Genomic DNA, 21,686 nt, shown 5'->3' with positions numbered 1-21,686 from the left:
AACGCCCAGTGATCGATCTCTACACCTGGACCACACCGAACGGCCGCAAGGTCTCCATCGCGCTCGAAGAGATGGGCCTGCCCTACACCGTGCATCCGGTGGATATCGGCAAGGACGAGCAGTTCAAGCCGGAATTCCTCAAGATCAGCCCAAACAACCGCATCCCCGCGATCGTCGACCGCGACAACGGCCTGTCGCTGATGGAGTCAGGCGCGATCCTGCAGTATCTCGGCGACAAGTCCGGCAAGCTTTTGCCGAAGTCCGGCGAGAAGCGCTGGAAGGTCATCGAGTGGCTCAACTGGCAGATGGGCGGTCCCGGTCCGATGCTCGGTCAGGTCCATCACTTCGTGAAGTACAATCCAGGCAAGGCGCCTTACGCCGAGGAGCGCTATCTGAAGGAAGCGCACCGGCTCTACGGCGTTCTGAATAAGCGCCTCGAAGGCCGCGAATATGTCGCCGACGATTATTCGATCGCCGACATCGCGATCTGGCCGTGGATCAGCCGCTACGAGTGGCAGACCATCGACATGAAGCAATATCCGAACGTGCTGCGCTGGTACACGACGATCGCCAAGAAGCCCGCGACGCAGAAGGGCTACAAGGTGCCGAAGGACGTCGGCGATGTGCCGATTCCGGCGTGAATGGCGCACGGTGACTCCCTAAGATTGAATTGCACTTTGGAGTTTGAATCCCTGGGTCCCCGCTTCCGCAGGGACCCAGTTTTTTGCAAGCCCACCTCTGCTTTAATCGCGCAAGCCATGCGTTTCCTCTCCTGCCAAGCATGAACACCGTGAGCTAGTCTTCCGGCCAGAAAGGGCGGGAAATGCCGGTTTTCAAGAAAATCCATTACGCCTGGATCGTCGTCGGCATCACCTGCCTGGTGTTGCTGACGAGTGCCGGCGTTCGCTCGACGCCCGGCATCCTGATGGTACCGCTGGAGGAAGAATTCCACTGGTCGCGCGCCACCATCGGCTTTGCGGTCTCGATCAATCTCCTGCTCTACGGCTGCATCGGACCGTTCGCGGCCGCCGTGATGGAGCGCTTCGGCATCCGCCGCTCGGTGTTGATCGCGCTGACGCTGGTCGGTCTCGGCGTCGCCTCCACCTCAATGATGCGCTACCCCTGGCAGCTCATCCTGATGTGGGGCGTGCTGGTCGGCGTCGGCACCGGCTTTCTTGCCACCGTGCTCTCGGCCACCATCGCGGCGCGATGGTTCACGGCGCGCCGCGGACTTGCGGTCGGCATACTTTCCGGCGGCGCCTCGACCGGTCAGCTCATCTTCCTGCCGGTGATGGCCAATGTCACGGCAGCGTTCGGCTGGCGCACCACCGTCCTGGCCATCGCCGGTGTGCTCTGCATGGTCATTCCTCTCGTCGCTCTGATCATGCGCGACCGGCCCCAGGACATCGGCCTCGCGCCTTACGGAGAAACCGGCACGCCGGAGCCGGTCAAACCGCCGCAAGGCAATCCGATTGCGCTCGCCTTTGGCGCATTGGGCACCGCGGTGCGCAATCGCGACATCTGGCTGATCGGCTCGACTTATTTCGTCTGCGGCGCCTCGACCAACGGGCTGATCGGCACGCATCTCATCCCGGCATGCATCGACCACGGCATGACCGAGGTGGCTGGCGCCGCGCTGCTCGCCACCATGGGATTCTTCAACTTCATTGGCACGACCTGCTCGGGCTGGCTCGCCGACCGTTTCGACAACCGCCACCTCTTGTTCGCCTATTACGGGCTGCGCGGCCTGTCGCTGCTCTACCTGCCGTTCTCTTTCGTCGACTTCTACACCATGACGTTTTTCGCGGTATTCTATGGTCTCGACTGGTTCGCGACGGTGGCCCCAACGGTGCGTCTTGTCACCGACAAGGTCGGCCGGGAGAAAGGCGGCATGGTCTACGGCTGGGTGTTCATGTGCCACCAGCTCGGCGGTGCTTCTGCCGCGTTTTTTGGTGGGCTGTTCCGAGAAAGTTTCGGCGGCTACACACAGGCCTTCATGATCTCCGGAACGCTTTGTCTGATTGCGGCTGTCGCGGTGCTGTTCATCGGCGGCGGGCGCAGGGCAGCCACGCCCGCGGTCGCCGCGGCCTAAACGCTCTCCCCTTCGGGGCGGACTGCGCGCTAGGATTGGCCGTTCGACAGGAGCTGTCATGCCCGCCTTCATCTGCACCACCTGCGGCACGCAATACGAGCCCAGCGACAAGCCACCGGCCGCCTGCCCGATCTGCGACGACGAGCGCCAATATGTACCGCCAGCCGGCCAGGCCTGGATCACGCTCGACAGCCTGCAGAAGCGTTTCACCAACGGCTGGCGCGAGCTCGAGCCCAATCTGATCTCGATCACGACGTTCCCACAGTTCGGCATCGGCCAGCGCGCGCAGCTTCTGCGCACGCCGCAGGGCAACATACTTTGGGACTGCATCGCGCTGATCGACCAGGCCACTGTCGAACTGATCAACGGGCTGGGCGGGCTGAAAGCCATCGCGATCTCGCACCCGCACTACTACACGTGCATGGCGGAATGGAGCCGCGCCTTCGGCGGCATCCCGGTCCATCTGCACGCCGCCGACAAGAAATGGATCATGCGCGGCGATCCGGCGATCAAACTCTGGGAGGGCGAGACCAAAGAGCTGCTGCCCGGCCTCACGCTGATCTGCTCGGGCGGTCACTATCCGGGCGGCACCACGCTGCACTGGGCGCAAGGCGCCGGCGGCAAGGGCGCGCTCCTCTCCGGCGACATTGTCCAGGTGGTGCAGGACAACAAGTCGGTGAGCTTCATGTGGAGCTATCCGAATTTCATTCCGATGTCGGGGCCGCGGGTCGAGGGAATCGTGAATTCGCTCAAGCCGTACAAGTTCGACCGTATCCATGGCGCCTTTCCCGATCGCACCATCTGGTCGAACGGCAAGACGGTGCTGGAGAAGTCGGCCGAGCGGTATCTGGAAATCATCCGCGGCGACGGCAGCTACGAGCTGGAAGGTGGAGGACCGGTCAAGTTTTCCTGACCGCGACGACTGCTCGACAAAAATGAGCGCGGCTGCAAGACTGCGCTCAAACCAATTCGGGAGGAACAGATGAACATCGATCGCCGTCAGGTGGTTTTGCCCGCTCTTGCCATTGGACTTCTCGGTGCTGTGCCGACCCTTGCGGCCTCGCCTGACGAAGACGCCGTGGCAAAGAACATCGAGGCGTTTCGCGCCGCCCAGGTTGCAACCGACGGCAAGGTGCTCGACGCTCTCTGCGCGCCGGAGCTCAGCTACAGTCACTCCGACGGCCGGATCGAGGACAAGGCGACCTTCATCAAGAACGCCACCGACCGGAAAACCAAGTTCCTGTCGCTCGCCTATCAGGACCCGAAAATCCGGATTGTCGGCGATGCTGCCATCGTTCGGTTCAACTGGGTGAGCGAAAGCGAGGCCATCGCCGACGGCAAGAAAAGCGGCAACAAGCTGCACATCCTGATGAACTGGCAGAAACGCGGCGCGGACTGGAAGCTTCTGTCGCGCGCGGCAACCAAACTCTGAGCGCGGCGGCCATGTATCGGAATTTCCGGCGGATCGGCGCAGCCCTCGCGCTGCTCATTTCAATGCTTGCGCCCGTGCAGGCTCAGACCTGGCCGACACGGGCCGTGAAATTCATCGTGCCGTTCGGCCCAGGCGCCGGCGCCGATATCGGCGCTCGGCTGGTGGCCGAAAAGCTCCAGACCAAATGGGGCCAGCCGGTCGTGGTCGAGAACAAGCCGGGCGGCGACAACATCATCGCCATCCAGGCCCTGCTCGGCGCCAACGACGATCACGTGCTGATGTTCGGACCTTCGGGCGGCTTCACCGTGCATCCGTTCACCTACGCCAAGCTGTCCTACAACCCGGCCGATCTGATGCCGATCGCGCGGGTGTCCAACACCATCCTGGCCGTCGCAGTAAAAAAGGACGCGCCCTACAACAACATCAAGGAATTTACGGAAGCCGTTCGCGCAGCCCCCACACCATTCAACTCCGGGCTTGTGCAGGGCATCACCGAACTGACATTCAGGGGCTATCTGCACCACGAGAATTTGCAGATCACCCAGGTGCCGTACCGCGACATCGCCCAATCGCCGACCGACCTCGGCGAAGGCCGCATCCAGGTGGTGATGTCGGCTCTCGCGATCGTGCAGCCGCAGTGGCGCGCCGACCGCGTCAAGCTGATCGCCATCACCAACAAGAATCGCGTCAAGGCTGCGCCTGACGTCCCGACCTCGCGGGAGCAAGGCTACCCCTCGCTCGAGCTCGAAGGCATGGCCGGCCTGTTCGGCACCAAGGCGATACCCGAGCAGACCAGGGAAAAGATCGCCGCCGATGTGCGCGACGTCACGGCGGACGGCAGCATCGGTGAACGGCTGGAAGCCACCGGCCAGATCATGAACATCGGCGGGCCGAAAGAGTTTGCCGCCGCGATCGCCGAGCAGAGCGCCAATGTTGCGGCGGTCGTGAAGGCCATCGATTTCAAGCCCAAGAACTGATGGCCGAGCCTTACAAAGCATCCCATCGATCAAAGTGGAAATCCCCCGAGCATGCGCACGATCACGCTTGAAGAACATTTTGCCACCCCGGAGTTCTTCAATGGCCCCGCCCGCTTCGTCAAAGAGCGCGCCGAGAAGATCGGCGACCGTTATCTTCTTGTCCTCGACAGGCTTTGCGACCTTGGCGCCAAACGTCTGTCGGAAATGGACGCCGCCGGCATCGACATGCAGGTGCTGTCGCTGTCAGCGCCGGGTGTCGAGCAGATGGAAACCGCTGATTCCATCGCGATGGCGCGCGCCACCAATGACTATCTCGCCGACGCGGTGAAGAAGCATCCGACCCGCTTCGCCGGTCTCGCCGCCCTGCCGACCGGAGCGCCCAAAGACGCTGCCGAAGAACTGCAGCGGCGCGTCCAGCAAGGCTTCAAAGGCGCGGTCGTCAACGGCCACAACCACGGCCGCTATCTCGACAATCAGTTCTTCTGGCCGATCCTGGAAGCCGCCGAAGCGCTCAACGTGCCGATCTATCTGCATCCGACACCGGCGCCCAAGGCGGTGACCGACGTTTCGTATGGCGGCTTCTCACCGATGGTGAGCGACATGCTCGCCGGCGGTGCGTGGGGCTGGCACATTGAAACCGCCGTTCACATGATCCGCATCGTCTGCGGCGGCGTGTTCGACCGTTTCCCCAAGCTGCAGTTCGTGATCGGCCACATGGGCGAAGGCCTGCCGTTCTTCTTCCAGCGGCTCGACATCATTCCGGTGGCGACGACCAAGCTGAAGAAGCCGATCAGCGCCTATCTCAAGGAGAACGTGCACTACACCTTCTCGGGCATGAATTACCCGGAGCTGTTTCTCAACCTGCTGCTCCAGCTTGGCAGCGTCGACCGGATCATGTTTTCGGCCGACTATCCCTACCAGTCCATGCAGCAGGCCATGGACTTCCTGCGGCAGATTCCCTGCACCGCCGCCGACAAGGAGCGCATCGCCCACGGCAACGCGGAGAAACTGTTCCGGTTGTGAGGTTCAGGTCGGATTCGCGGAAGGCTATTTGCCGTCGTTCCAGATATCGGCGGCAAGCTTCCAACGGCCACGGACCTTTTCCCACACCACGACATATTTGCCGGTGAGTTCCTTGGGTGTCGGCTCCTTGGTCTTCAGGCTGAACGTTCCGATCTCGCGCGCTGCGAAGTGCCCAAGCCGTTTCACCTCGATCGTGGTGACCTTGGGATCTCCCGCCTTCTCGGCCAGCGCCTTCCACATCGCGCCGATGGCGGCCTTGCCTTTCACCATCGGCGAGCCAGGCGGAAACGCCAAGGCGTCGTCGGTGTAGAGAGATGCGACCCCATTGAAATCACCCTTGTTGAAGAATTCTGTCCATTGCGCGTTGACGCGCTCGATCTCGGCCTTTTGCGCGTGTGCCGGGGCGTTGAGGCCGCCAACGAAGAGCGCGGCAAATGCGAGTGTCGACACGACGAATGCACGTGGGCTCATGGTTCTTTCCTCATTTCTCATTCGTCAGCAACCCGAGGCTCGCGATTGGCAGGCCAAGAAGCGGATGCATGATCAGAGCACATATTCGCGGGCGGCTGAACAGGCGCGCCCGGCGTTTTCCGCCAGACCTGCCCCCTTGAACCTCGCGCCGCTCACATCCGACAAAGGAAGCAGCCACCTTTTCGCACTGCACAGGCGCCGCCATGCTCGCCCTCAAAGCGCTTCTCACCCTGCTCACGGCCTTCACGTTCAAGGTCCAGGTGGTGGACCAGCAGGACTTGCAGGATTGCCACACCGCCGGTTACGAGCGCCGGATCGCCGCCTGCACGCTCATCGCCGAGACTCAAACCATCCGGCCGGAAACCCGCGCCTACGCCCTGACCGAGCGCGGCGTCGCCCGGGCCGATAACGGCGATGTCGACGCAGCGTTGGCGGACCTTGCCGAAGCGATCCGGATCGCGCCGGGCGACGCCTACGCCTATTACAAACGCGCCGGGCTGTACCAGCAGATGTCCCGATTTGACGACTCGACCGCCGACTTCGATGCGGCGATACGGATCGAGCCGAAGAACGCTCTCCATTTCAGCATGCGCGGCTTCAGCCACCATCTGGCCGGCGACCGGGCGCACGCGATGGCCGACTTCGAGGAAGCCATCCGGCTCAAGCCGGACATGGCGGATACTTACCTCTACCGCGGCATTCTCTATTTCAACGAAGGCGACAATGATCGCGCGATCGCCGATCTGAGCGAGGAAATCCGCCTGGCACCAACGTATTGGTATGGGTATCTGAGGCGTGCAGAGGTCTATCAGCGCAAGGGTGAGCACGATCTTGCTATTGCAGACTACAGCGAATTGATCCGCCGCGATCAGGCCTCGTCCGTCGTCTTCGAGGCGCGCGGCAATTCCTATCGGGACAAAGGCGAGTTCGATCTCGCCATTGCCGACTACACCGAGGCGATCCGGCTGACGCCCTATAAGATGGTCGAGTTGCACCATAGCCGCGGCGTCGCTTACCGCATGAAAGGCGACCGCGAACATGCCATCGCCGATTTTCGCGAAGCCGTGCACATCGCTCCATTGGCCTCTCAGGCCTCGCTGAACGAGTTGCAGGCGATGGGCGTCGAAGCCCCGAAAACCGAACGCGAGGCTTTAAAGCAGGGCGTGCTCGATCTGCTCAACAAGCAATGACCGACGTGGCACGAACGCATCGTGCTCCAGATTCACTTGTCAAACAGCGGGCGTGATTCATCGGCCCCTTCAAAGCAGGCGCGGGGCCAGCGCCTCTATCCTTCCTCATCCCTCACATGAGTGAGGGAGCGGAGCGCCGAGACGGCGCACCTTGGGGGCACCTTTGCGAGAGGTGCCGCGGGCCTTTGCGATCAGGCCCGCTCGCCTCTCGGCGCTCCACTGGTGGCGATTTATCGCGATACCCTCGCTCGAGATTCGATCGGACGGTGCGGGACGAACCCTTCCCTAAGGTCGCGTTGCCTTGGCCCTTCACCCGATCGCGCCCTACCACTGAAGGCGGCCCCCTCATCGGGGACGGACGATGGCATCGCACCCTGGGACGCGGTCACGAACCACGCCTGCAGGCGCCACACCCCGCTCCGCCAAATAGACGTCCCTAGTCGACGCCCTCAGTGAACGAGGTAGAATCGCGTCTACTCGTGATTTGCGGAAATGCAAAGCGAAATGTTTGCACGCTATCGCTAGCGTCTGTGCAGGCACGCTTCCATCTGCACAAGGTGACGGCTTTCGACGGGTACGGCGCGCTCGGCCCGCAGATTGGCTGTCGCGGTCCGGCAGGAGAGCCAGAAGAATCCCGAATCCGGATCGGCGATCAGCCGTCGTGGCTTGAGCTTCGGCGCGAGCAAAACCGACAAGTAAGGCGTGGTCGACGACCATGATAGCCGGTTCAGCTCCTTGTCGATCCGGCTTGAGGAGACGAGGCTGTCGTTGCCAAGCGCCGGGTCCGATGCAGCGCTCATCACGAGCTTTTGGACCGCCGCGGTGTATTCGGTCCAGCCCGCCACGAATTTTCCGGTTTCGACCACCTGCACCAACGTCACCAGCGAAAGCGCACCGGCGGCGAGCCGGACGGTCACGCCATGATGCATGAGGGGAACCAGCCGGAGCAGCGACCGCGGCAGATCGAGCCGGTTCTCGGTCGCAAGCATGCTGCTTGCGGCCAGCATGCCGAAGCCCGGTGTCACGATCAGCAGAACCGTTCTCAGATAGTACCTGTTGTCGGCATGCAGCGCATGGTCGAACCCGAGCCAATAGACGGCAAGGCCCACCACCACGACCGACGCCGCATAGACGTGGACCTTCTCGGCCGGGATGTTGTCGCCGCTGAGCCTTTGGAACAGGAAAAACGCGGCCGCGTAGCTCGCCAGCGCTCCGCCGAGCAGCAACATGAGCGCGCCGTCCAGAATCGAGATATCGAACACGTGCAACGCTGCGTTTCTCAGAACCTTCGCGAGATACGCATCGGGCGGAATTGCCTCCTTGATCGTGCTCCAGACCGCGAGCACCAGGAAGAATGTTCCGATGCCGCGCAGGAACGCAGGATCGCGCGTGCCTCGCAACGCCAGCGTCACGATGATGGCCATGATGAACAACAGCGCGCCGCCATGCGTCAGCGACAGCGCAAGCATCGTCAGAAACACCAGCACGGCGCCGCCCAGGGTGCTGCGGGCATGGCGACAGAGGGCGAGCGCCGGCCAGAACAAGGCATGCGAGATCCAGACCTCGGTCGGAAAACCAAACACCAGCGGGCATAGGGTCGCCGTCGACGCGCAGGCATACACGAAGATGATGCGGTTTTCCGAGCGATCCGCCACGTAGGTCGCGATCAGCCCGAGCAGCGGCGCGATGAAAAACAGAAAGCCGTAGACCACGACGCCGCCCCAGGCGTCGTTGAACAGCCCCACATAAGCTTGCGAGGGCAGATACGCATAGAGATAGACGAACACCCGGCCGGAAATGTTGTGCCAGTGAAAGGCCCAGGCGTCTTGCGTCGCGACCGCGTAGGAGAACAGAGAGCCATCGGCGTAGAGCTGCAGATGATAGTGGAGCCCGACCACCACGAATGCGACCGACCACAGCACACCAAGCGACACGGCGAGATTGCGCAGCGCATGCGTATCCGACCGCGCGCCGGCTCCGGCGTGCACGAAGCTCCGAACATTACGGGTGCCTGATGTTTCAGACATCGCCGGCCTGCATCGCGAAGAAATGAACGCATTTCCTCGCGGCCATCGAGGCCGCAAATTTCCCCATCCCCATGCGCTTCCCCCGAACGCCCCGATGATAGGAGCGCGGAGAGAATGTGGGACTAGCCGTAATGTCGCACCAAGACGGCCGCGTCAGCCGCTATGGGCTGGCATATATGGCACCCCGCAACCTATCGCAATGCGTTGAGCGCGGCCGATACGGATACGTCGAGGAATTGCTTCACGTAGTCGCCCTGATCGTGCGACGCGACGATCTTATGTGCGGGCGCGAGCGCGGCGAGAAATTTATAGGTGTGCCAGTGCGCCATGGCGGGCAGCAGCGGGAGCTTCGGAATCGACGGCTCCGGAACCATCGAGGTGTAGAAATACGGCTCGTCGCAGAACTCATCGCCGGGACAATAGCCGAGCCCCATGGTGCGGCCGCGGCCGAGTTCGACCAGCGTGTCGAGGTCGAAATGATGCGGCCAGCACCGCACCACCGGTGCCTTGAGCTTCTTCGAGGCCAGATGGCGTTGCGCGGCTGACAGCGCGGCATGGGCGTTGGCGTACCACGTGCTGAGCACCTTGAAGGCGTCGCCATACTCGTCGAGCGAATAGCGACCGCCGAGCGCCAGCGCATGATCGGGAAGCGTGTAGGGCAGCGGCGCGTCGAGCTTGCCCGAGACGAGATTGCGGGCGGAGACATGGCCGCGGAGCCAGGTCAGCACCTCGGCTTCGGCGCGGCCGTCGAGCGCAAGCTCGTGCGGATGCTGGTCCAGGAAGGCCAGTGTCAGGTCCGAAATGCGGAGCCCGAGCCGCGAGCCGTCCGGCAGCGGATGGGTGACGAGCCCGCCGAACGCGTCATCCCAGCCGAGATTGGTGTGCCAATCGTTCGGCTGCTCGGCGATGTAGGCACGCGCGGCGCGCGCCAGCCATTGCGTGGCGTAATGCGCCTGCATCCGTGCGGCATGCAGGAACATGAAATTGGCGCGGGGAACGTTCTGCCACGGCACGCGGGTCGAGCCTCTTGGTTGGCTTTTCGGTTTGATTTGGGCCCTTACGTACCCGGCTTGAACCGCTTCGCCAAGCCATCGGCGTTCTTCGCAAGAAGTCCAATGTCAGCGCCGACCGCCACGAAGGTGTAGCCCCACTGGATGAATTTCTTAGCTTCTTCCTCGTTGGGCGTGAGGATGCCAGCGGCCTTGCCCACCTTCTTGAGCTTCTGGGCTGCGTCCTGGATCGCGTCCTGCACCTCGGCATGGCCCCAGTTGCCGATATGGCCGAACGAGGCCGACAGATCGTTGGGACCGATGAACACGCCGTCGATGCCTTCGACCGAGGCGATGGCCTCGATCTGCTTCAAGGCTTCGCGGGTCTCCACCTGCACTAGCACGCAGATCTCGCTCGAAGCGTTCTTCAGATAGTCCTTCACCCGGCCGTAGCGGCTCGCCCGTCCCGAGCCGGTGATGCCGCGCATGCCCTTCGGCGGATAGCGCGTCCACTCCACGGCGCGCTTGGCTTCTTCCGGAGTCTGTACGAACGGCAGCAGCAGGGTCTGGGCGCCGATGTCGAGATAGCGCTTGATCAGCACCATGTCGTTCCAGGCCGGACGCACGATGCAGGACGCGGTGCCGGACTGGGCGGCCTGAAGCTGCGCCAGGATGTCGGGCACGTCGTTCGGCGAGTGCTCGGTGTCGAGCAGGAGCCAGTCGTAGCCCGAATGCGACACGATTTCGGTCGCGACCGTGCTGCACAGGCTGCACCAAAGGCCGATCTGCAACTGGCCCTTGGCGATGGCGTGTTTGAAGTGGTTGCGCGGCATGTCCATGATTTGTGGTCCTTGTTGCCCCAGTCATTGCCACGTCATGGCCGGGCCTGTCCCGGCCATCTCGCTTAGGGAGGCATTATGCCCTCCTAAGCGGGATGCCCGCGACAAGCGCGGGCATGACACCGTTTATGTGGAGGCGCTGCCCATCAAACGAACTGCAACGAGATGCCGCCGAGCGCGCCAAAGTCTCCGTGCAGCGTGTCGCCCTTCTTGGCGAACACCACGCGGGTGAACGAGCCCGCGAGCACCACGTGGCCGGGCTCCAGTGGCGTGCCCAAAGTGCCGAGCTTGTTGGCGAGCCAGGCCACGCCCATCGCCGGATGACCGAGCACGCCCGCGGCAACGCCGGTCTCCTCGATCTCGGAGTTCACGTACATGATGCCGCCGACCCAGCGCAGGTCGACATCCATCGGCCGCACCGGACGGCCGCCCATCACGATGCCGGCGGCGGCGCCGTTGTCCGACACGGTGTCGAAGATCTTGCGCGGGTCCTGCACGCGGGCGTCGACGATTTCGAGCGCAGGCACGACGTAGTCGGTCGCGGCCAGCACATCGGTCAGTCCCACGCCCGGGCCCATCAGCTTCTTGCCGAGCACGAAGGCCAGTTCGACCTCGACGCGCGGCCGGCAATAATTGGCGTGCGGCACCTTGGCGCCGTCCGCGATGATCATGTCGTCGTGCAGGTAGCCGAAGTCCGGCTCGTCGATCTGCGAGGAGCGCTGCATGGCCTTGGAGGTCAGCCCGACCTTGTGGCCGATCAGCTTCCGCCCCGCCGCGACCTGGCGCTTGTGCACGATGGTCGAGATCGAATAGGCGTCCTCGATGGTGATGCCCGGATAGGTGGTCGAGAGCTGGACCGCCTGTTTCTTGGTCTTGTGCGCCTCCATCAGGATGTCGGCGGCCTTGTTGCGGTCAGCGTCCGAAAGCATCGGAATTCCTCCCTTTTTGCGGCGCGATCCTGCCCCGTCCAGCGCCCGGAAATCAATCCACGCGATTGCAGGGCATCCCCCTAACGGAGGAGACGCCGCTTTGCTAGCCTAGTCCCATAACCATAACCCTTAGGGAGGACTTCATGACACGCTGGGCGACACTCGCATCTGCGCTGCTGGTTTCTGCATTCGCAGCAGCCGGTGCAGCATCAGGAGCAGACGGCTGGATCACCCTGTTCGACGGCAAGAACCTCGACCAATGGCAGGGCGACGGCACCGCGACCTTCAAGATCGAGGACGGCTCGGTGATCGCCGTCGACAAGAAGGACCCCAAGGCCGTAGCCGCCTATCTCGTTTCCAAGGAGTCCTTCAAGGACTTCGAGATCCGCGCCGAATTCTGGGTCAGCGACGACGCCAACAGCGGCATCTTCGTCCGCAACAGCGATCCCAAGAACATCAGCAGCAAGACCGGCTACGAGGTGAACATTTTCGACACCCGGCCCGATCCGACCTACGGCACCGGCGCCATCGTGCCGTTCGCCAAGACTTTGGCCGTGGTCAAGACCGGCGGCAAATGGAACACCTATGAGATCGTCGTGAAGGGTCCGAAGTTCACCATCACGCTCAACGGCGTGAAGACGGTGGACGGCGCCGAGAATACCGATCATGCCGAAGGCCCGATCGCGCTGCAGTTCGGCCAGGGCACGGTGAAATTCCGCAAGGTCGAGATCAAGAAGCTCTGACCGCGCGGACTGCAAAAAGAACGGGCGGGCCTGCCAGTGGCAGGGCCCGCCCGTTTCATATTATGATGTATTTCCAATAGCTTGACCGGCCTGCCGAAATGAATGCTAGGAGGATCGCGGAGATCCGATGACGTACGACACCATCATCCGTGGCGGCACGGTGGCAACCGCCTCCGACACCTTCCAGTGCGACGTCGGCATCAGCGGCGGGCGCATCGCGGCGCTCGGTGCCAATCTCGGCACCGCGTCCGAGATCGTCGACGCAACCGGCAAGCTCGTGCTGCCCGGCGGCATCGACAGCCACGTGCATTTCGCCCAGCCGTCCGGGCCCGGCATCGTGATGGCCGATGACTTTGCCTCGGGCACGCGCGCCGCGGCCTTCGGCGGCAACACCATGGTGCTGCCCTTTGCCATGCAGCAGAAGGGCGAAAGTCTGCGCGAGGTGGTGAAGCAGTATCACGCCAAAGCCGACGGCCAGTGCTACGTCGACGTGTCGTTCCACCTGATCATCGCCGATGCCACCGATCGCGTGCTCGGCCAGGAGCTCCCGGCCCTGGTCGATGACGGCTACACCTCGTTCAAGGTGTTCATGACCTATGAGGGCATGGCGCTGTCCGACATGGAGATGCTGAACGTCATGGCGGTGGCGCGCGAGACCGGTGCGCTGGTGATGGTGCACGCCGAGAATTACGACGCCATCCGCTTCCTGACCGATCGCCTGGAGCGCGCCGGCAAAACCGCGCCGCATTATCACGCTGCGTCGCGGCCCATTCCTGTCGAGCGCGAGGCGACGCATCGCGCGATCTCGCTGTCGGAGATCGTCGACGTGCCGATCATGATCGTGCACGTGTCGAACCGGGAGGCGATGGAAGAAATTCGCCGCGCGCAGCAGCGCGGCCTGAAGATCTACGGCGAGACCTGTCCGCAATATCTCGTGCTGACCGCGAAAGACCTCGAGGGGCTGAACATGGAGGGCGCCAAATACGTCTGCTCGCCCCCGCCCCGCGACGAGGCGAGCCAGCAGGCCTGCTGGGAGGGGCTGCAGCAGCATGTGTTCTCGCTGTTCTCGTCGGACCACTGCCCGTTCCGCTACGACGATCCGCAGGGCAAGCTCGCGCCGCGCGGCCGCACATCGTTTCGCTGGGTGCCGAACGGCATTCCGGGCGTCGAGACGCGGCTGCCGATCTTGTTCTCCGAGGGTGTCGGCAAGGGCCGCATTTCACTCAACGAGTTCGTCGCGCTGACCGCGACCAACCATGCCAAGACCTACGGGCTTTATCCGAAGAAGGGCACGATCGCGGTCGGTAGCGACGCCGACATCGCGATCTGGGATCCGGAGCGGGAGCTGACGATTGCGCAGCCGCTGCTGCATCACGGCAGCGACTACACGCCCTACGAAGGCATCAAAGTAAAGGGCTGGCCGGTTTCGACCATGGTGCGCGGCCGCTTCGTGGTGCGCGATGGGGCCCTCGTCGGCAAGCCCGGCGGAGGCGAATATGTCTCGCGCGAGAAATCGCCGCTGGCGAAGCCCAGCGGCAAGAGTGCGTGGGAGCAGTGATTCCGCTCTGTCACCGCATCGGCGGTGAACTCCCTCTCCCGTCGGACTATCGATAGACCGTACCCTCTCACCCGCCTTGCTTCGCAAGGCGACCTCTCCCCATGGGAGAGGTGAAGTGTGCCTGTTGCAGCACTGACGCAGAGCGTTGGCTTTACCGCTTCGCCGCACCGACCGCTTTTTCCATCAGCGACAGCAACCCCTTCAGCAAATCGATCGGCTGCGGCGGGCAGCCGCGAATGACCAGGTCGACCGGCACGACGGAGTCCACTGCGCCAACCGTGGCGTAGCTCTGCGCGAACACGCCGCAGCCTGCCGCGCAATCACCCGCCGCGATCACCCATTTCGGCTCGGGCATCGCCGCGTAAGTGCGCTCCAGCGCCGTACGCATGTTGTGCGTCACCGGCCCTGTCACCAGCAGCACGTCGCAATGGCGCGGCGAAGCCGCGAACTTCATGCCGAAACGCTCGATGTCGTAGATCGAATTGCTGAGCGCGTTGATCTCGAGCTCGCAGCCGTTGCAGGAGCCGGCATCGACCTCGCGGATCGTGATGGAGCGGCCGAACAGCTTGCGCGTGCGCATCTCCAGCGCCTTGCCGAGTTCGGCGAGCAGCGGATCGTCGGTCGACGCCGGCAAGGCATCGGGCCGCGGCGCCGGCGTCGTCACCGGTCTGGAAAACAGCGATTTGAGCAGGAGCGTGCGCATCAGAGGTCGGCTCCCGCGTAGGAGCAGTTGAACGACTTGTTGCAGATCGGGAAGTCCGCAACGATGTTGCCCTCGATCGCGGTTTCGAGCAGCGGCCACTGGAACCACGAGGCGTCGCGAGCGTAACAGCGCGCAATGCGGCCATCGAGCACGCGCACCCAGACCAGCACGTCGCCGCGAAACGCCTCGACCATGGCGATGCCCTCGCGGGTGCCTTCGAACTTCGGCAGATTGACCCGCGTGTCGCCGGGGGGGATATCGGCAAGCCAGTGTTTGAGCAGCGCGATGCTCTGCTCGACCTCGCGGATGCGCACCCAGACCCGACCATCGACGTCGCCCGAGGTCAGCACCGGCACCTCGAATTTCGCTTCGTCGTAGGGCGCGTAAGGCACATCACGGCGGGTGTCGAAGTCTCGGCCCGAAGCGCGGCCCACAAAGCCGCCCGCGCCCCAGCGCTCGACCAGTTCCTTGCTGACGAAGCCGGTGTTGCAGGTGCGGTCCTGCAGGGACGGCGTGTCGTCATAGAGCCGGACGATCTCGGCGAACGGCCTTTCGAGCTCTTCAATCATCTGCAGCAACGCGCGCGGCGCCGCCGGTGCCGCATCCTCGGTGCCGCCCGGCACGATGCGGTCCATCATCAGGCGGTGATTGAAGGCCCGGTCGGTCGCTGCGAGCACACGCTCGCGGAAGATGCCGCAATGGGCGTGGATCAGCGAGAACGCCGCGTCGTTACAAATGGCGCCGATGTCGCCGAGATGATTTGCGAGGCGCTCCAGCTCGGCCATGACGCCGCGCAGGATTTTCGCGCGAGGCGGCGGATCGATGTCGAGGGCCGCCTCCACGGCGCGGGCATAGGCAAAGCTGTAAGCCACCGTGGAATCGCCCGAGATGCGCGCGACCACGCGCCCCGCAGGCTCGATGTCGGTGTCGGTGAGGAGCCCGTCGACGCCACGGTGGACATAGCCGAACCGCTGTTCCAGCCGCGCCACGGTCTCGCCGTTAACGGTGAAGCGGAAATGACCGGGCTCGATCGTGCCGGCGTGCACGGGACCGACCGGAACCTGATGCAACCCCTGCCCTTGCACCGGCAGGAAATCGTAAGCCGCGGGATCGCGGCGCGCCGCAGGCGGCCGCGAGCCGAGCGGTGCACGCATCCCCCAGGCGCCGTGATCGAGCCACGGCCTGCGATCCGGAATGCCGAGCGGCGCGAAACCATAGAGGTCGCGCAGCGCGCGCTCGGGCCGCAGCGCCGCCGGATGGAAGCGCCCGACGGACGGAAAGTCCGAGGTTCGGGTGCGCACCGTAATGACGCAGGGCCGCGGCTCTCCGGCAATGCGGAGCGCGAGATGCACGTTGTCCTTTTCGCCCCAGAGACCCAGGAAATCGCCGCCACCGTCACCGAGCGCCTGCGCCACCGCGCTCCAGGCATCCGGATCGAGTTCGTAGCGCGGCCACGGCTTGTGCCCGGCCACCGGCGCCCGGTTGGCAAGCAGGTTTGCGAGGCGGTCGCTGCCCGTCATCGCTATCATCCCAACTGCGTCGCGACGGCGCGAAACCAGCGCACCACCGGCTCGGGCAACCAAAGACCGGCGGCCAGCACCAGCGCCAGATGCAGGAACAGCGGCGCGTAGGTCGCCTTGATCTTGCCGGGCGGGCCGCTCGCTTCGCCGAACATCACATCCGACAGACGCAAGATGAGAGCGCCGAAGGCGACCACCAGGCCGAACACCAGGGCGACGGCAAGCCACGGCTGCCGCGCGAAGGTCGAGGACAGCAGCATGAATTCGGATGTGAACACGCCGAACGGCGGAAGGCCTGCGATTGCGATCACGCCGAGCGCCAGGCCAACCGCCAGCACCGGATGGCTTGCCGACAAGCCCTTGATGTCGGCGATGCGCTGCGTGCCCTTGACCTGGGCGATATGGCCCACGGCGAAAAAGATCGCTGATTTTGTCAGCGAGTGCATGGTCATGTGCAGAAGGCCTGCGAAATTCGCAAGCGGTCCACCCATGCCAAAGGCGAAGGTGATCACGCCCATGTGCTCGATCGAGGAGTACGCAAACAGCCGTTTGATATCGCGGCGACGGTAGAGCATGAAGCCGGCAAAGATCAGGCTGATGAGGCCGAGCGCGATCAGGATCAGACCGACATTGATGGTCGCTGCGTTGGCCGCAAGGATCATTTTGAAGCGCAAGAGTGCATAAAGCGCCACATTCAGAAGGAGCCCCGACAGCACCGCTGAGATCGGCGTCGGGCCTTCGGCATGGGCGTCAGGCAGCCAGGCGTGAAACGGCGCCAGCCCGACCTTGGTGCCGTAGCCAACCAGAAGGAAAACGAAGGCGAGCGACAGGAGTTTGGGATCGAAGCGCGAGGCCGAGGCCCGCATCGTGTCCCAAGCCATGGCCTGAAGTCCCTCGCCCACCACCTCCTGGGCCACGAGATAGACCAGGATGGTGCCGAAGAACGCAAGCGCGATGCCGACAGAACCGAGGATGAAGTATTTCCATGCCGCCTCGACAGCCTCCGGCGTGCGGTAGATGCCGACCATCATCACGGTGGTGAGGGTCGCGACCTCGACGCCGACCCAGAGCAGCCCGACATTGTTGGCAACCAGCGCCACGTTCATGGCGCCGGTCATGGCTTGATAAAGTGCGTGGTAATAGCGCAGGAAACGCGGTGTCAGCCGGCCGGTCTCGAGCTCGTGACCGATATAGCTCGCGCTGAAGATCGAGGTGGTGAAGGCGACGAACGTGGTGAGGATGACGAGATAGATGTTGAAATCGTCGACGATGAGAATGTCGGTGCGGTAGCGCGGATCGAGCAGGAGCGAAGCGCCGGCGAAGAACGTCAATCCCGACGCCAGTACGTTGAGCAAGGCGCCCAGACGATAAGCAGGAATGAGCGCCAGCAGGACGACGGCCATCGCCGGAATGATCAGCACCGCCTGCAGCGGCGTGACCGGCAGTCCGGCCCAGAACTCAGCTATGGCTGCGGCAGCGGACGCCAGCGGGATGGACGGGATCATGTCTGATCCCTCCGCTCGCCGCGGAACTGATCAAGCGCACCGACGTCCACGGTGTCGAAACGCTCGCGAATGCGGAACACGAAGATCCCGAACACGATGAAAGCGATCAACACCGAGAACGCCACCGAGATTTCAACCACAAGGGGCATGCCCTTGGCGCCGGTCGCGGCCAGCACCAGTCCATTCTCCAGTGACATGAAGCCAACGATCTGCGTCACCGCATTGTAGCGGGTGATCATCATCAGGAGGCCCAGGAGAATGACGGCCAGCGCAAACGCCAGATCCTCGCGCGCGAGAAGGCTCACGCTCTGCCCGACCGGCAGCACCAGCAGGATCGACAACGCGACAAGGCCCAGGCCGATGAGCATCACGGGACCTGCAGCGATCACCTTCTCGATCTCGCGATGAATGCCGAGCCGGCGCACGATCCGGTGCAGCGCCGCCGGAATGACAAAGCCCTTCATGACAACCGCGATGACGGCGGTGATCAGGAGATGCGGGGCCTCCTGGATATAGGCCTGCCAGGCGACCGACAGTGAAAGCGCGATGGCCTGCAGCGCGAACACATTGAGCACCGCAGTCATGCGGTCCTGGTAAAGCAGCACAAAGCTCAGGCAGAGCATGGAGCCAGCCAGGAGATGCGCAACGTCGAAGCCGATGTTGTGCATCAGAAGCTCCGCGACACGAACAGCAGGAACACGGCGAGCGCACTCGCCGCGAAGGCGCTGCCGAGGAAGATCGGGTAGCGGAACACCCGCATTTTCGCGACCGAGGTCTCGCCGATCGGCAGCAGCACGGCCAGCAGCACGATCTTGCCGAGATAGGTCATCAGCCCGATCAGCACCGCGTCGGTGTTCTTGTCGCCGGTGACCATGCCGAACGGCACGAACAGGCAGGCCAGCAGCGAAAAATAGAAAAGCAGCTTCAGCCCCGCCGCGGCCTCGATCATCGCCAGATGGCGGCCGGAATACTCCAACACCATGGCCTCATGCACCATGGTGAGTTCGAGATGGGTCGCCGGATTGTCGACCGGAATGCGGGCATTCTCCGCGATCGCCACAAAGATGAAGGCGAACATTGCGAGCCCGAGCGACACGCGAAGGCCCACGCTGCCATGGATGAAAAGCGCCGCCATGCTGGAAAGTTGCGTGGTGCCGGCGATCAACGCGACGCTGAACACCACGAGCAGCATCGCGGGCTCGGCGAGCGAAGCGATCATCATCTCGCGGGAGGAGCCGATCCCACCGAAAGCCGTGCCGACATCCATCCCGGCGAGCGCCAGCGCAAAGCGGCCGGTGGCGAGCAGCGCCACGATCGCAATCAGATCGGCGCTCCAGGAGAACATCAGGTTGGTCGCATAGGTCGGCACCAGCGCCGCCGCGACCCAGGTGGTGGCGAACAAGAAATAAGGCGCCGTGCGATAAAGCCAGGAAGCGTTGTGCGCCAGCACAGCCTCCTTGTGCAGAAGCTTCCAGATGTCGAGATAAGGCTGCCAGGTCGGCGGCCCCACCCGGCGCAGAAGCCGTGCCTTGATCTTGCGGGTGATGCCGAGCATCAGCGGAGCCAAGGCCAGCACCAACAGCATCTGCAGCGCCTGCGCTGCGAGTTCGAGCACTATCGCCATGCCGCGACCACCATCAGAAGCAGCACAAGCGTCACGAACACCAGGCTGAGATAACGGCGGATCGAAAGGAACTGCAGCCCGTTCAGCGCGGCCGAGACACGCCCGACCGTGCGCACCACGGGCCCGTAGAGCCAGTGCCAGGCCGGATCGATCACCCTCACCCGGAAATGCCCGGGCCGTGTCTCGCCCGGCCGCGGCATGTCGACCGTCTCTCGCACCTGGAACACGGTCACGCCGAACACCCGGCGGATCGGCATGGCAAAACTCGAGCTGCTGTATTGCGCAGCCGGCGTCGGGTCCGGATAGCCGCAGTCCCAGATGTCGCTCCGGCGGGTGACCCGAGTCGCAAAGCGATGCACTGCGAGCGCAGTGAGCACGCCAGATGCCGCGAGGAAGCCGAAAATCAGGAGCCCGTTGTAGGAGCTGCGGCCGGAAGCAATCGGGACCAGTGAGGCCCAATTCTGCATCCAGGCCTGTCCGAGTTGCACAGGCAGACTCTCGCCCGCGAGCCCCTGCACCACCGGCGCGATGAAATCGATGACCGGCCCCGGCAGCACGCCCGCCAGGAAGCAAAGTCCGGCGAGGATAAACATCGCGGCGAGCGAGAACGCATCGGTTTCGTGCGCCGCGCCGGCCGCAGGGCTGCGTGGCCGGCCAAGGAAAACGATGCCATAGGCCTTGACGAAACAGGCGGCGGCGACCGCTGCCGCGAGCGCGAGCATGGCGCCGACCGCGGGAACGATGAAACGCAGACCCCATTGTGGCAGTTCGGGCCCGACCAGAATGGCCTGGAAGGTCAGCCATTCCGAAACGAAGCCGTTGAGAGGCGGCAGGCCCGCAGTCGCGACGCAGCCGACCAGGAACACAACCGCGGTGCGCGGCAGGCGGTGAATCAGACCTCCGAGCTTTTCCATGTTGCGCTCGCCGGTCGCCTCGACGAGGGCGCCCGCGCCGAAGAACAACAGACTCTTGAACAGCGAATGGTTGAACACGTGCAGCAGCGCGGCCGTGACGCCAAGCGCCGACAGCACCGGCATATCGCTGGCCCGAAATGCCAGGCCGAGCCCGAGCCCGATGAACACAATGCCGACATTCTCGACGGTCGAATATGCCAGCAGCCGCTTCACGTCCTGCTGCATCACCGCATAAAGCACGCCAAGCACAGCGGTGGCGCCGCCAATGGCGAGCACGATTAGCCCCCACCACCAGGCGGGTGTGCCCGCGAGATCAAACGCGATGCGGATGAAGCCATAGATCGCGATCTTGGTCATCACACCGCTCATCAGCGCGGAGACGTGGCTCGGTGCGGCCGGATGCGCGAGCGGCAGCCAGATATGCAGCGGCACGAGACCGGCCTTTGAGCCGGCCCCGAGCAACGCCAGCAAGAACACGAGACCTGCCGCGAAGGCGTCAAGATGATGCGCGCGCATGGCAGCAAAACTGTAGTCACCCGTGACGCCGGCCAGCACGCCGAAGGCCAGCACCAGCGTCAACGTGCCGATGCTCGCCATCAGCAGATACACAAAGCCGGCGCGAACGTTCTCCGGCGCACGATGGTTCGACACCACAAGCGCCCAGGACGACAGCGACATGAACTCCCAGGCGATCAGGAACGAAACCGCATCGTCAGCGAGCGCGACCATATTCATGCCGGCGAGATAGGCCGGATAGAATGGCAGCACCCGCAGCGGCGACGTCTCATGCCGGCCGTAGCCGAGCGCATAGAGACTTGCGAGGCCCCCGCCGAGATTGACGACCAGCAGAAAAAAGGCGGCAAGCGAATCCAGGCGGAATCGGCTGCCGACGCCGGGCAGCCCGATCGGCAGACTTACTGTTTCGGGCGCTGCTCCGAGCCACAGATGGGAGAAGGCTGCGGCGAAGCCGACCAGGCTGATCAGGAGGCAAGCGCCATAAATCGGCGCGAAGCTCCAAGACCGCCCGCCAATCAGGACCCCCAGGGCTGCGGTCACCAGCAGCGCGGCAACACACCATAGTCCGGTGAAAGCCGGTAATAGGGCCGGAATTTGCAGCGCAGCCAGGGTCATCGGCAGACGGGACAGCCGG

Annotated in this window: 20 protein-coding genes; 9 read left to right on the top strand and 11 right to left on the bottom strand. The window is 63.7% G+C overall.

Annotation, left to right across the window (positions count from 1 at the left end):
• Nucleotides 1-8: 8 nt before the first annotated feature.
• From RHPLAN_RS15370 to RHPLAN_RS15345, 6 genes are all read left to right on the top strand, one after another.
• Complete coding sequence (locus RHPLAN_RS15370) at nt 9-641, top strand: glutathione S-transferase family protein (protein WP_068019571.1); 633 nt, start codon at nt 9-11, stop codon at nt 639-641.
• Between the two features lie 182 nt (nt 642-823).
• Nucleotides 824-2,092, top strand: a complete 1,269-nt coding sequence (locus tag RHPLAN_RS15365) for an MFS transporter (protein WP_068019568.1) — start codon at nt 824-826, stop codon at nt 2,090-2,092.
• A gap of 58 nt (nt 2,093-2,150) precedes the next feature.
• Entirely contained in the window at nt 2,151-3,005 is an 855-nt protein-coding gene (locus tag RHPLAN_RS15360; RefSeq protein WP_068019565.1) for an MBL fold metallo-hydrolase, read from the top strand.
• Between the two features lie 69 nt (nt 3,006-3,074).
• Nucleotides 3,075-3,524: a nuclear transport factor 2 family protein gene (locus RHPLAN_RS15355; protein ID WP_068019564.1), complete on the top strand. Its 450-nt coding sequence runs from the start codon at nt 3,075-3,077 to the stop codon at nt 3,522-3,524.
• A gap of 11 nt (nt 3,525-3,535) precedes the next feature.
• Nucleotides 3,536-4,501: a Bug family tripartite tricarboxylate transporter substrate binding protein gene (locus RHPLAN_RS15350; RefSeq protein ID WP_068019563.1), complete on the top strand. Its 966-nt coding sequence runs from the start codon at nt 3,536-3,538 to the stop codon at nt 4,499-4,501.
• A gap of 51 nt (nt 4,502-4,552) precedes the next feature.
• Entirely contained in the window at nt 4,553-5,524 is a 972-nt protein-coding gene (locus RHPLAN_RS15345; protein ID WP_068019558.1) for an amidohydrolase family protein, read from the top strand.
• A 24-nt stretch (nt 5,525-5,548) separates the two neighbouring features.
• On the opposite strand, the gene RHPLAN_RS15340 is transcribed toward RHPLAN_RS15345, so the two are convergent.
• Nucleotides 5,549-5,995 (bottom strand): YybH family protein, encoded by a 447-nt coding sequence (locus RHPLAN_RS15340; protein WP_068019555.1) that lies wholly within the window; start codon nt 5,993-5,995, stop codon nt 5,549-5,551.
• 203 nt (nt 5,996-6,198) lie between these two features.
• On the opposite strand from RHPLAN_RS15340, the gene RHPLAN_RS15335 reads away from it, so the two are divergent.
• Nucleotides 6,199-7,185, top strand: coding sequence for a tetratricopeptide repeat protein (locus RHPLAN_RS15335; RefSeq protein WP_068019552.1), 987 nt, complete (start codon nt 6,199-6,201; stop codon nt 7,183-7,185).
• A gap of 521 nt (nt 7,186-7,706) precedes the next feature.
• Here the strand turns inward: RHPLAN_RS15335 and RHPLAN_RS15330 are convergent.
• The 4 genes from RHPLAN_RS15330 to hpaH form a co-directional block, all read right to left on the bottom strand.
• Entirely contained in the window at nt 7,707-9,212 is a 1,506-nt protein-coding gene (locus RHPLAN_RS15330) for a hypothetical protein (protein ID WP_157100283.1), read from the bottom strand.
• Nucleotides 9,213-9,403: 191 nt separating this feature from the next.
• Nucleotides 9,404-10,225 carry a hypothetical protein gene (locus tag RHPLAN_RS15325; protein ID WP_068019541.1) on the bottom strand — a complete coding sequence of 274 codons (822 nt, stop codon included), beginning with the start codon at nt 10,223-10,225 and terminating at the stop codon, nt 9,404-9,406.
• A gap of 44 nt (nt 10,226-10,269) precedes the next feature.
• Nucleotides 10,270-11,040 carry an HpcH/HpaI aldolase family protein gene (locus RHPLAN_RS15320; protein ID WP_068019538.1) on the bottom strand — a complete coding sequence of 257 codons (771 nt, stop codon included), beginning with the start codon at nt 11,038-11,040 and terminating at the stop codon, nt 10,270-10,272.
• Between the two features lie 146 nt (nt 11,041-11,186).
• Entirely contained in the window at nt 11,187-11,969 is a 783-nt protein-coding gene (gene hpaH / locus RHPLAN_RS15315; RefSeq protein ID WP_068019535.1) for a 2-oxo-hept-4-ene-1,7-dioate hydratase, read from the bottom strand.
• Nucleotides 11,970-12,112: 143 nt separating this feature from the next.
• Here hpaH and RHPLAN_RS15310 point away from each other — a divergent pair, with 143 nt between their 5' ends.
• The gene (locus RHPLAN_RS15310) at nt 12,113-12,712 is read left to right on the top strand and encodes a 3-keto-disaccharide hydrolase (protein WP_068019529.1); all 600 of its coding nucleotides are present in this window, start codon (nt 12,113-12,115) and stop codon (nt 12,710-12,712) included.
• 127 nt (nt 12,713-12,839) lie between these two features.
• Nucleotides 12,840-14,270: a dihydropyrimidinase gene (gene hydA, locus RHPLAN_RS15305; RefSeq protein WP_068019527.1), complete on the top strand. Its 1,431-nt coding sequence runs from the start codon at nt 12,840-12,842 to the stop codon at nt 14,268-14,270.
• 151 nt (nt 14,271-14,421) lie between these two features.
• Here hydA and RHPLAN_RS15300 read toward each other — a convergent pair whose 3' ends face one another.
• Genes RHPLAN_RS15300 through hyfB form a run of 6 tightly spaced genes read right to left on the bottom strand, consistent with a single transcriptional unit; the run spans nt 14,422 to nt 21,667 of the window.
• Nucleotides 14,422-14,973 (bottom strand): NADH-quinone oxidoreductase subunit B family protein, encoded by a 552-nt coding sequence (locus RHPLAN_RS15300; RefSeq protein WP_068019525.1) that lies wholly within the window; start codon nt 14,971-14,973, stop codon nt 14,422-14,424.
• A complete protein-coding gene (locus tag RHPLAN_RS15295; RefSeq protein WP_068019523.1) occupies nt 14,973-16,493 on the bottom strand; it encodes a hydrogenase large subunit in 1,521 nt (506 codons plus the stop codon). The genes RHPLAN_RS15300 and RHPLAN_RS15295 overlap by 1 nt, the downstream gene beginning before the upstream one ends.
• A gap of 5 nt (nt 16,494-16,498) precedes the next feature.
• Complete coding sequence (locus RHPLAN_RS15290; protein ID WP_084244944.1) at nt 16,499-17,998, bottom strand: hydrogenase 4 subunit F; 1,500 nt, start codon at nt 17,996-17,998, stop codon at nt 16,499-16,501.
• The gene (locus RHPLAN_RS15285) at nt 17,995-18,666 is read right to left on the bottom strand and encodes a hydrogenase-4 component E (protein WP_068019520.1); all 672 of its coding nucleotides are present in this window, start codon (nt 18,664-18,666) and stop codon (nt 17,995-17,997) included. Before RHPLAN_RS15285 ends, RHPLAN_RS15290 begins: the two co-directional genes overlap by 4 nt.
• Nucleotides 18,666-19,622: a respiratory chain complex I subunit 1 family protein gene (locus tag RHPLAN_RS15280; RefSeq protein ID WP_068019519.1), complete on the bottom strand. Its 957-nt coding sequence runs from the start codon at nt 19,620-19,622 to the stop codon at nt 18,666-18,668. The genes RHPLAN_RS15285 and RHPLAN_RS15280 overlap by 1 nt, the downstream gene beginning before the upstream one ends.
• Nucleotides 19,613-21,667 (bottom strand): hydrogenase 4 subunit B, encoded by a 2,055-nt coding sequence (gene hyfB / locus RHPLAN_RS15275; protein ID WP_068019518.1) that lies wholly within the window; start codon nt 21,665-21,667, stop codon nt 19,613-19,615. The genes RHPLAN_RS15280 and hyfB overlap by 10 nt, the downstream gene beginning before the upstream one ends.
• Nucleotides 21,668-21,686 lie beyond the last annotated feature (19 nt).

Origin of the sequence: Rhodoplanes sp. Z2-YC6860, assembly GCF_001579845.1 — a bacterium.
Taxonomy (GTDB): Bacteria; Pseudomonadota; Alphaproteobacteria; order Rhizobiales; family Xanthobacteraceae; genus Z2-YC6860.
This window is presented reverse-complemented; position numbering and strand designations above follow the sequence as displayed.

Coding starts and splice junctions, on each gene's coding strand:
- RHPLAN_RS15365 (WP_068019568.1), top strand. CDS start 824: ATGCCGGTTTTCAAGAAAATCCATTACGCCTGGATCGTCGTCGGCATC.
- RHPLAN_RS15360 (WP_068019565.1), top strand. CDS start 2,151: ATGCCCGCCTTCATCTGCACCACCTGCGGCACGCAATACGAGCCCAGC.
- RHPLAN_RS15355 (WP_068019564.1), top strand. CDS start 3,075: ATGAACATCGATCGCCGTCAGGTGGTTTTGCCCGCTCTTGCCATTGGA.
- RHPLAN_RS15350 (WP_068019563.1), top strand. CDS start 3,536: ATGTATCGGAATTTCCGGCGGATCGGCGCAGCCCTCGCGCTGCTCATT.
- RHPLAN_RS15345 (WP_068019558.1), top strand. CDS start 4,553: ATGCGCACGATCACGCTTGAAGAACATTTTGCCACCCCGGAGTTCTTC.
- RHPLAN_RS15340 (WP_068019555.1), bottom strand. CDS start 5,995: ATGAGCCCACGTGCATTCGTCGTGTCGACACTCGCATTTGCCGCGCTC.
- RHPLAN_RS15335 (WP_068019552.1), top strand. CDS start 6,199: ATGCTCGCCCTCAAAGCGCTTCTCACCCTGCTCACGGCCTTCACGTTC.
- RHPLAN_RS15330 (WP_157100283.1), bottom strand. CDS start 9,212: ATGTCTGAAACATCAGGCACCCGTAATGTTCGGAGCTTCGTGCACGCC.
- RHPLAN_RS15320 (WP_068019538.1), bottom strand. CDS start 11,040: ATGGACATGCCGCGCAACCACTTCAAACACGCCATCGCCAAGGGCCAG.
- hpaH (WP_068019535.1), bottom strand. CDS start 11,969: ATGCTTTCGGACGCTGACCGCAACAAGGCCGCCGACATCCTGATGGAG.
- RHPLAN_RS15310 (WP_068019529.1), top strand. CDS start 12,113: ATGACACGCTGGGCGACACTCGCATCTGCGCTGCTGGTTTCTGCATTC.
- hydA (WP_068019527.1), top strand. CDS start 12,840: ATGACGTACGACACCATCATCCGTGGCGGCACGGTGGCAACCGCCTCC.
- RHPLAN_RS15300 (WP_068019525.1), bottom strand. CDS start 14,973: ATGCGCACGCTCCTGCTCAAATCGCTGTTTTCCAGACCGGTGACGACG.
- RHPLAN_RS15295 (WP_068019523.1), bottom strand. CDS start 16,493: ATGACGGGCAGCGACCGCCTCGCAAACCTGCTTGCCAACCGGGCGCCG.
- RHPLAN_RS15290 (WP_084244944.1), bottom strand. CDS start 17,998: ATGATCCCGTCCATCCCGCTGGCGTCCGCTGCCGCAGCCATAGCTGAG.
- RHPLAN_RS15285 (WP_068019520.1), bottom strand. CDS start 18,666: ATGCACAACATCGGCTTCGACGTTGCGCATCTCCTGGCTGGCTCCATG.
- RHPLAN_RS15280 (WP_068019519.1), bottom strand. CDS start 19,622: ATGGCGATAGTGCTCGAACTCGCAGCGCAGGCGCTGCAGATGCTGTTG.
- hyfB (WP_068019518.1), bottom strand. CDS start 21,667: ATGACCCTGGCTGCGCTGCAAATTCCGGCCCTATTACCGGCTTTCACC.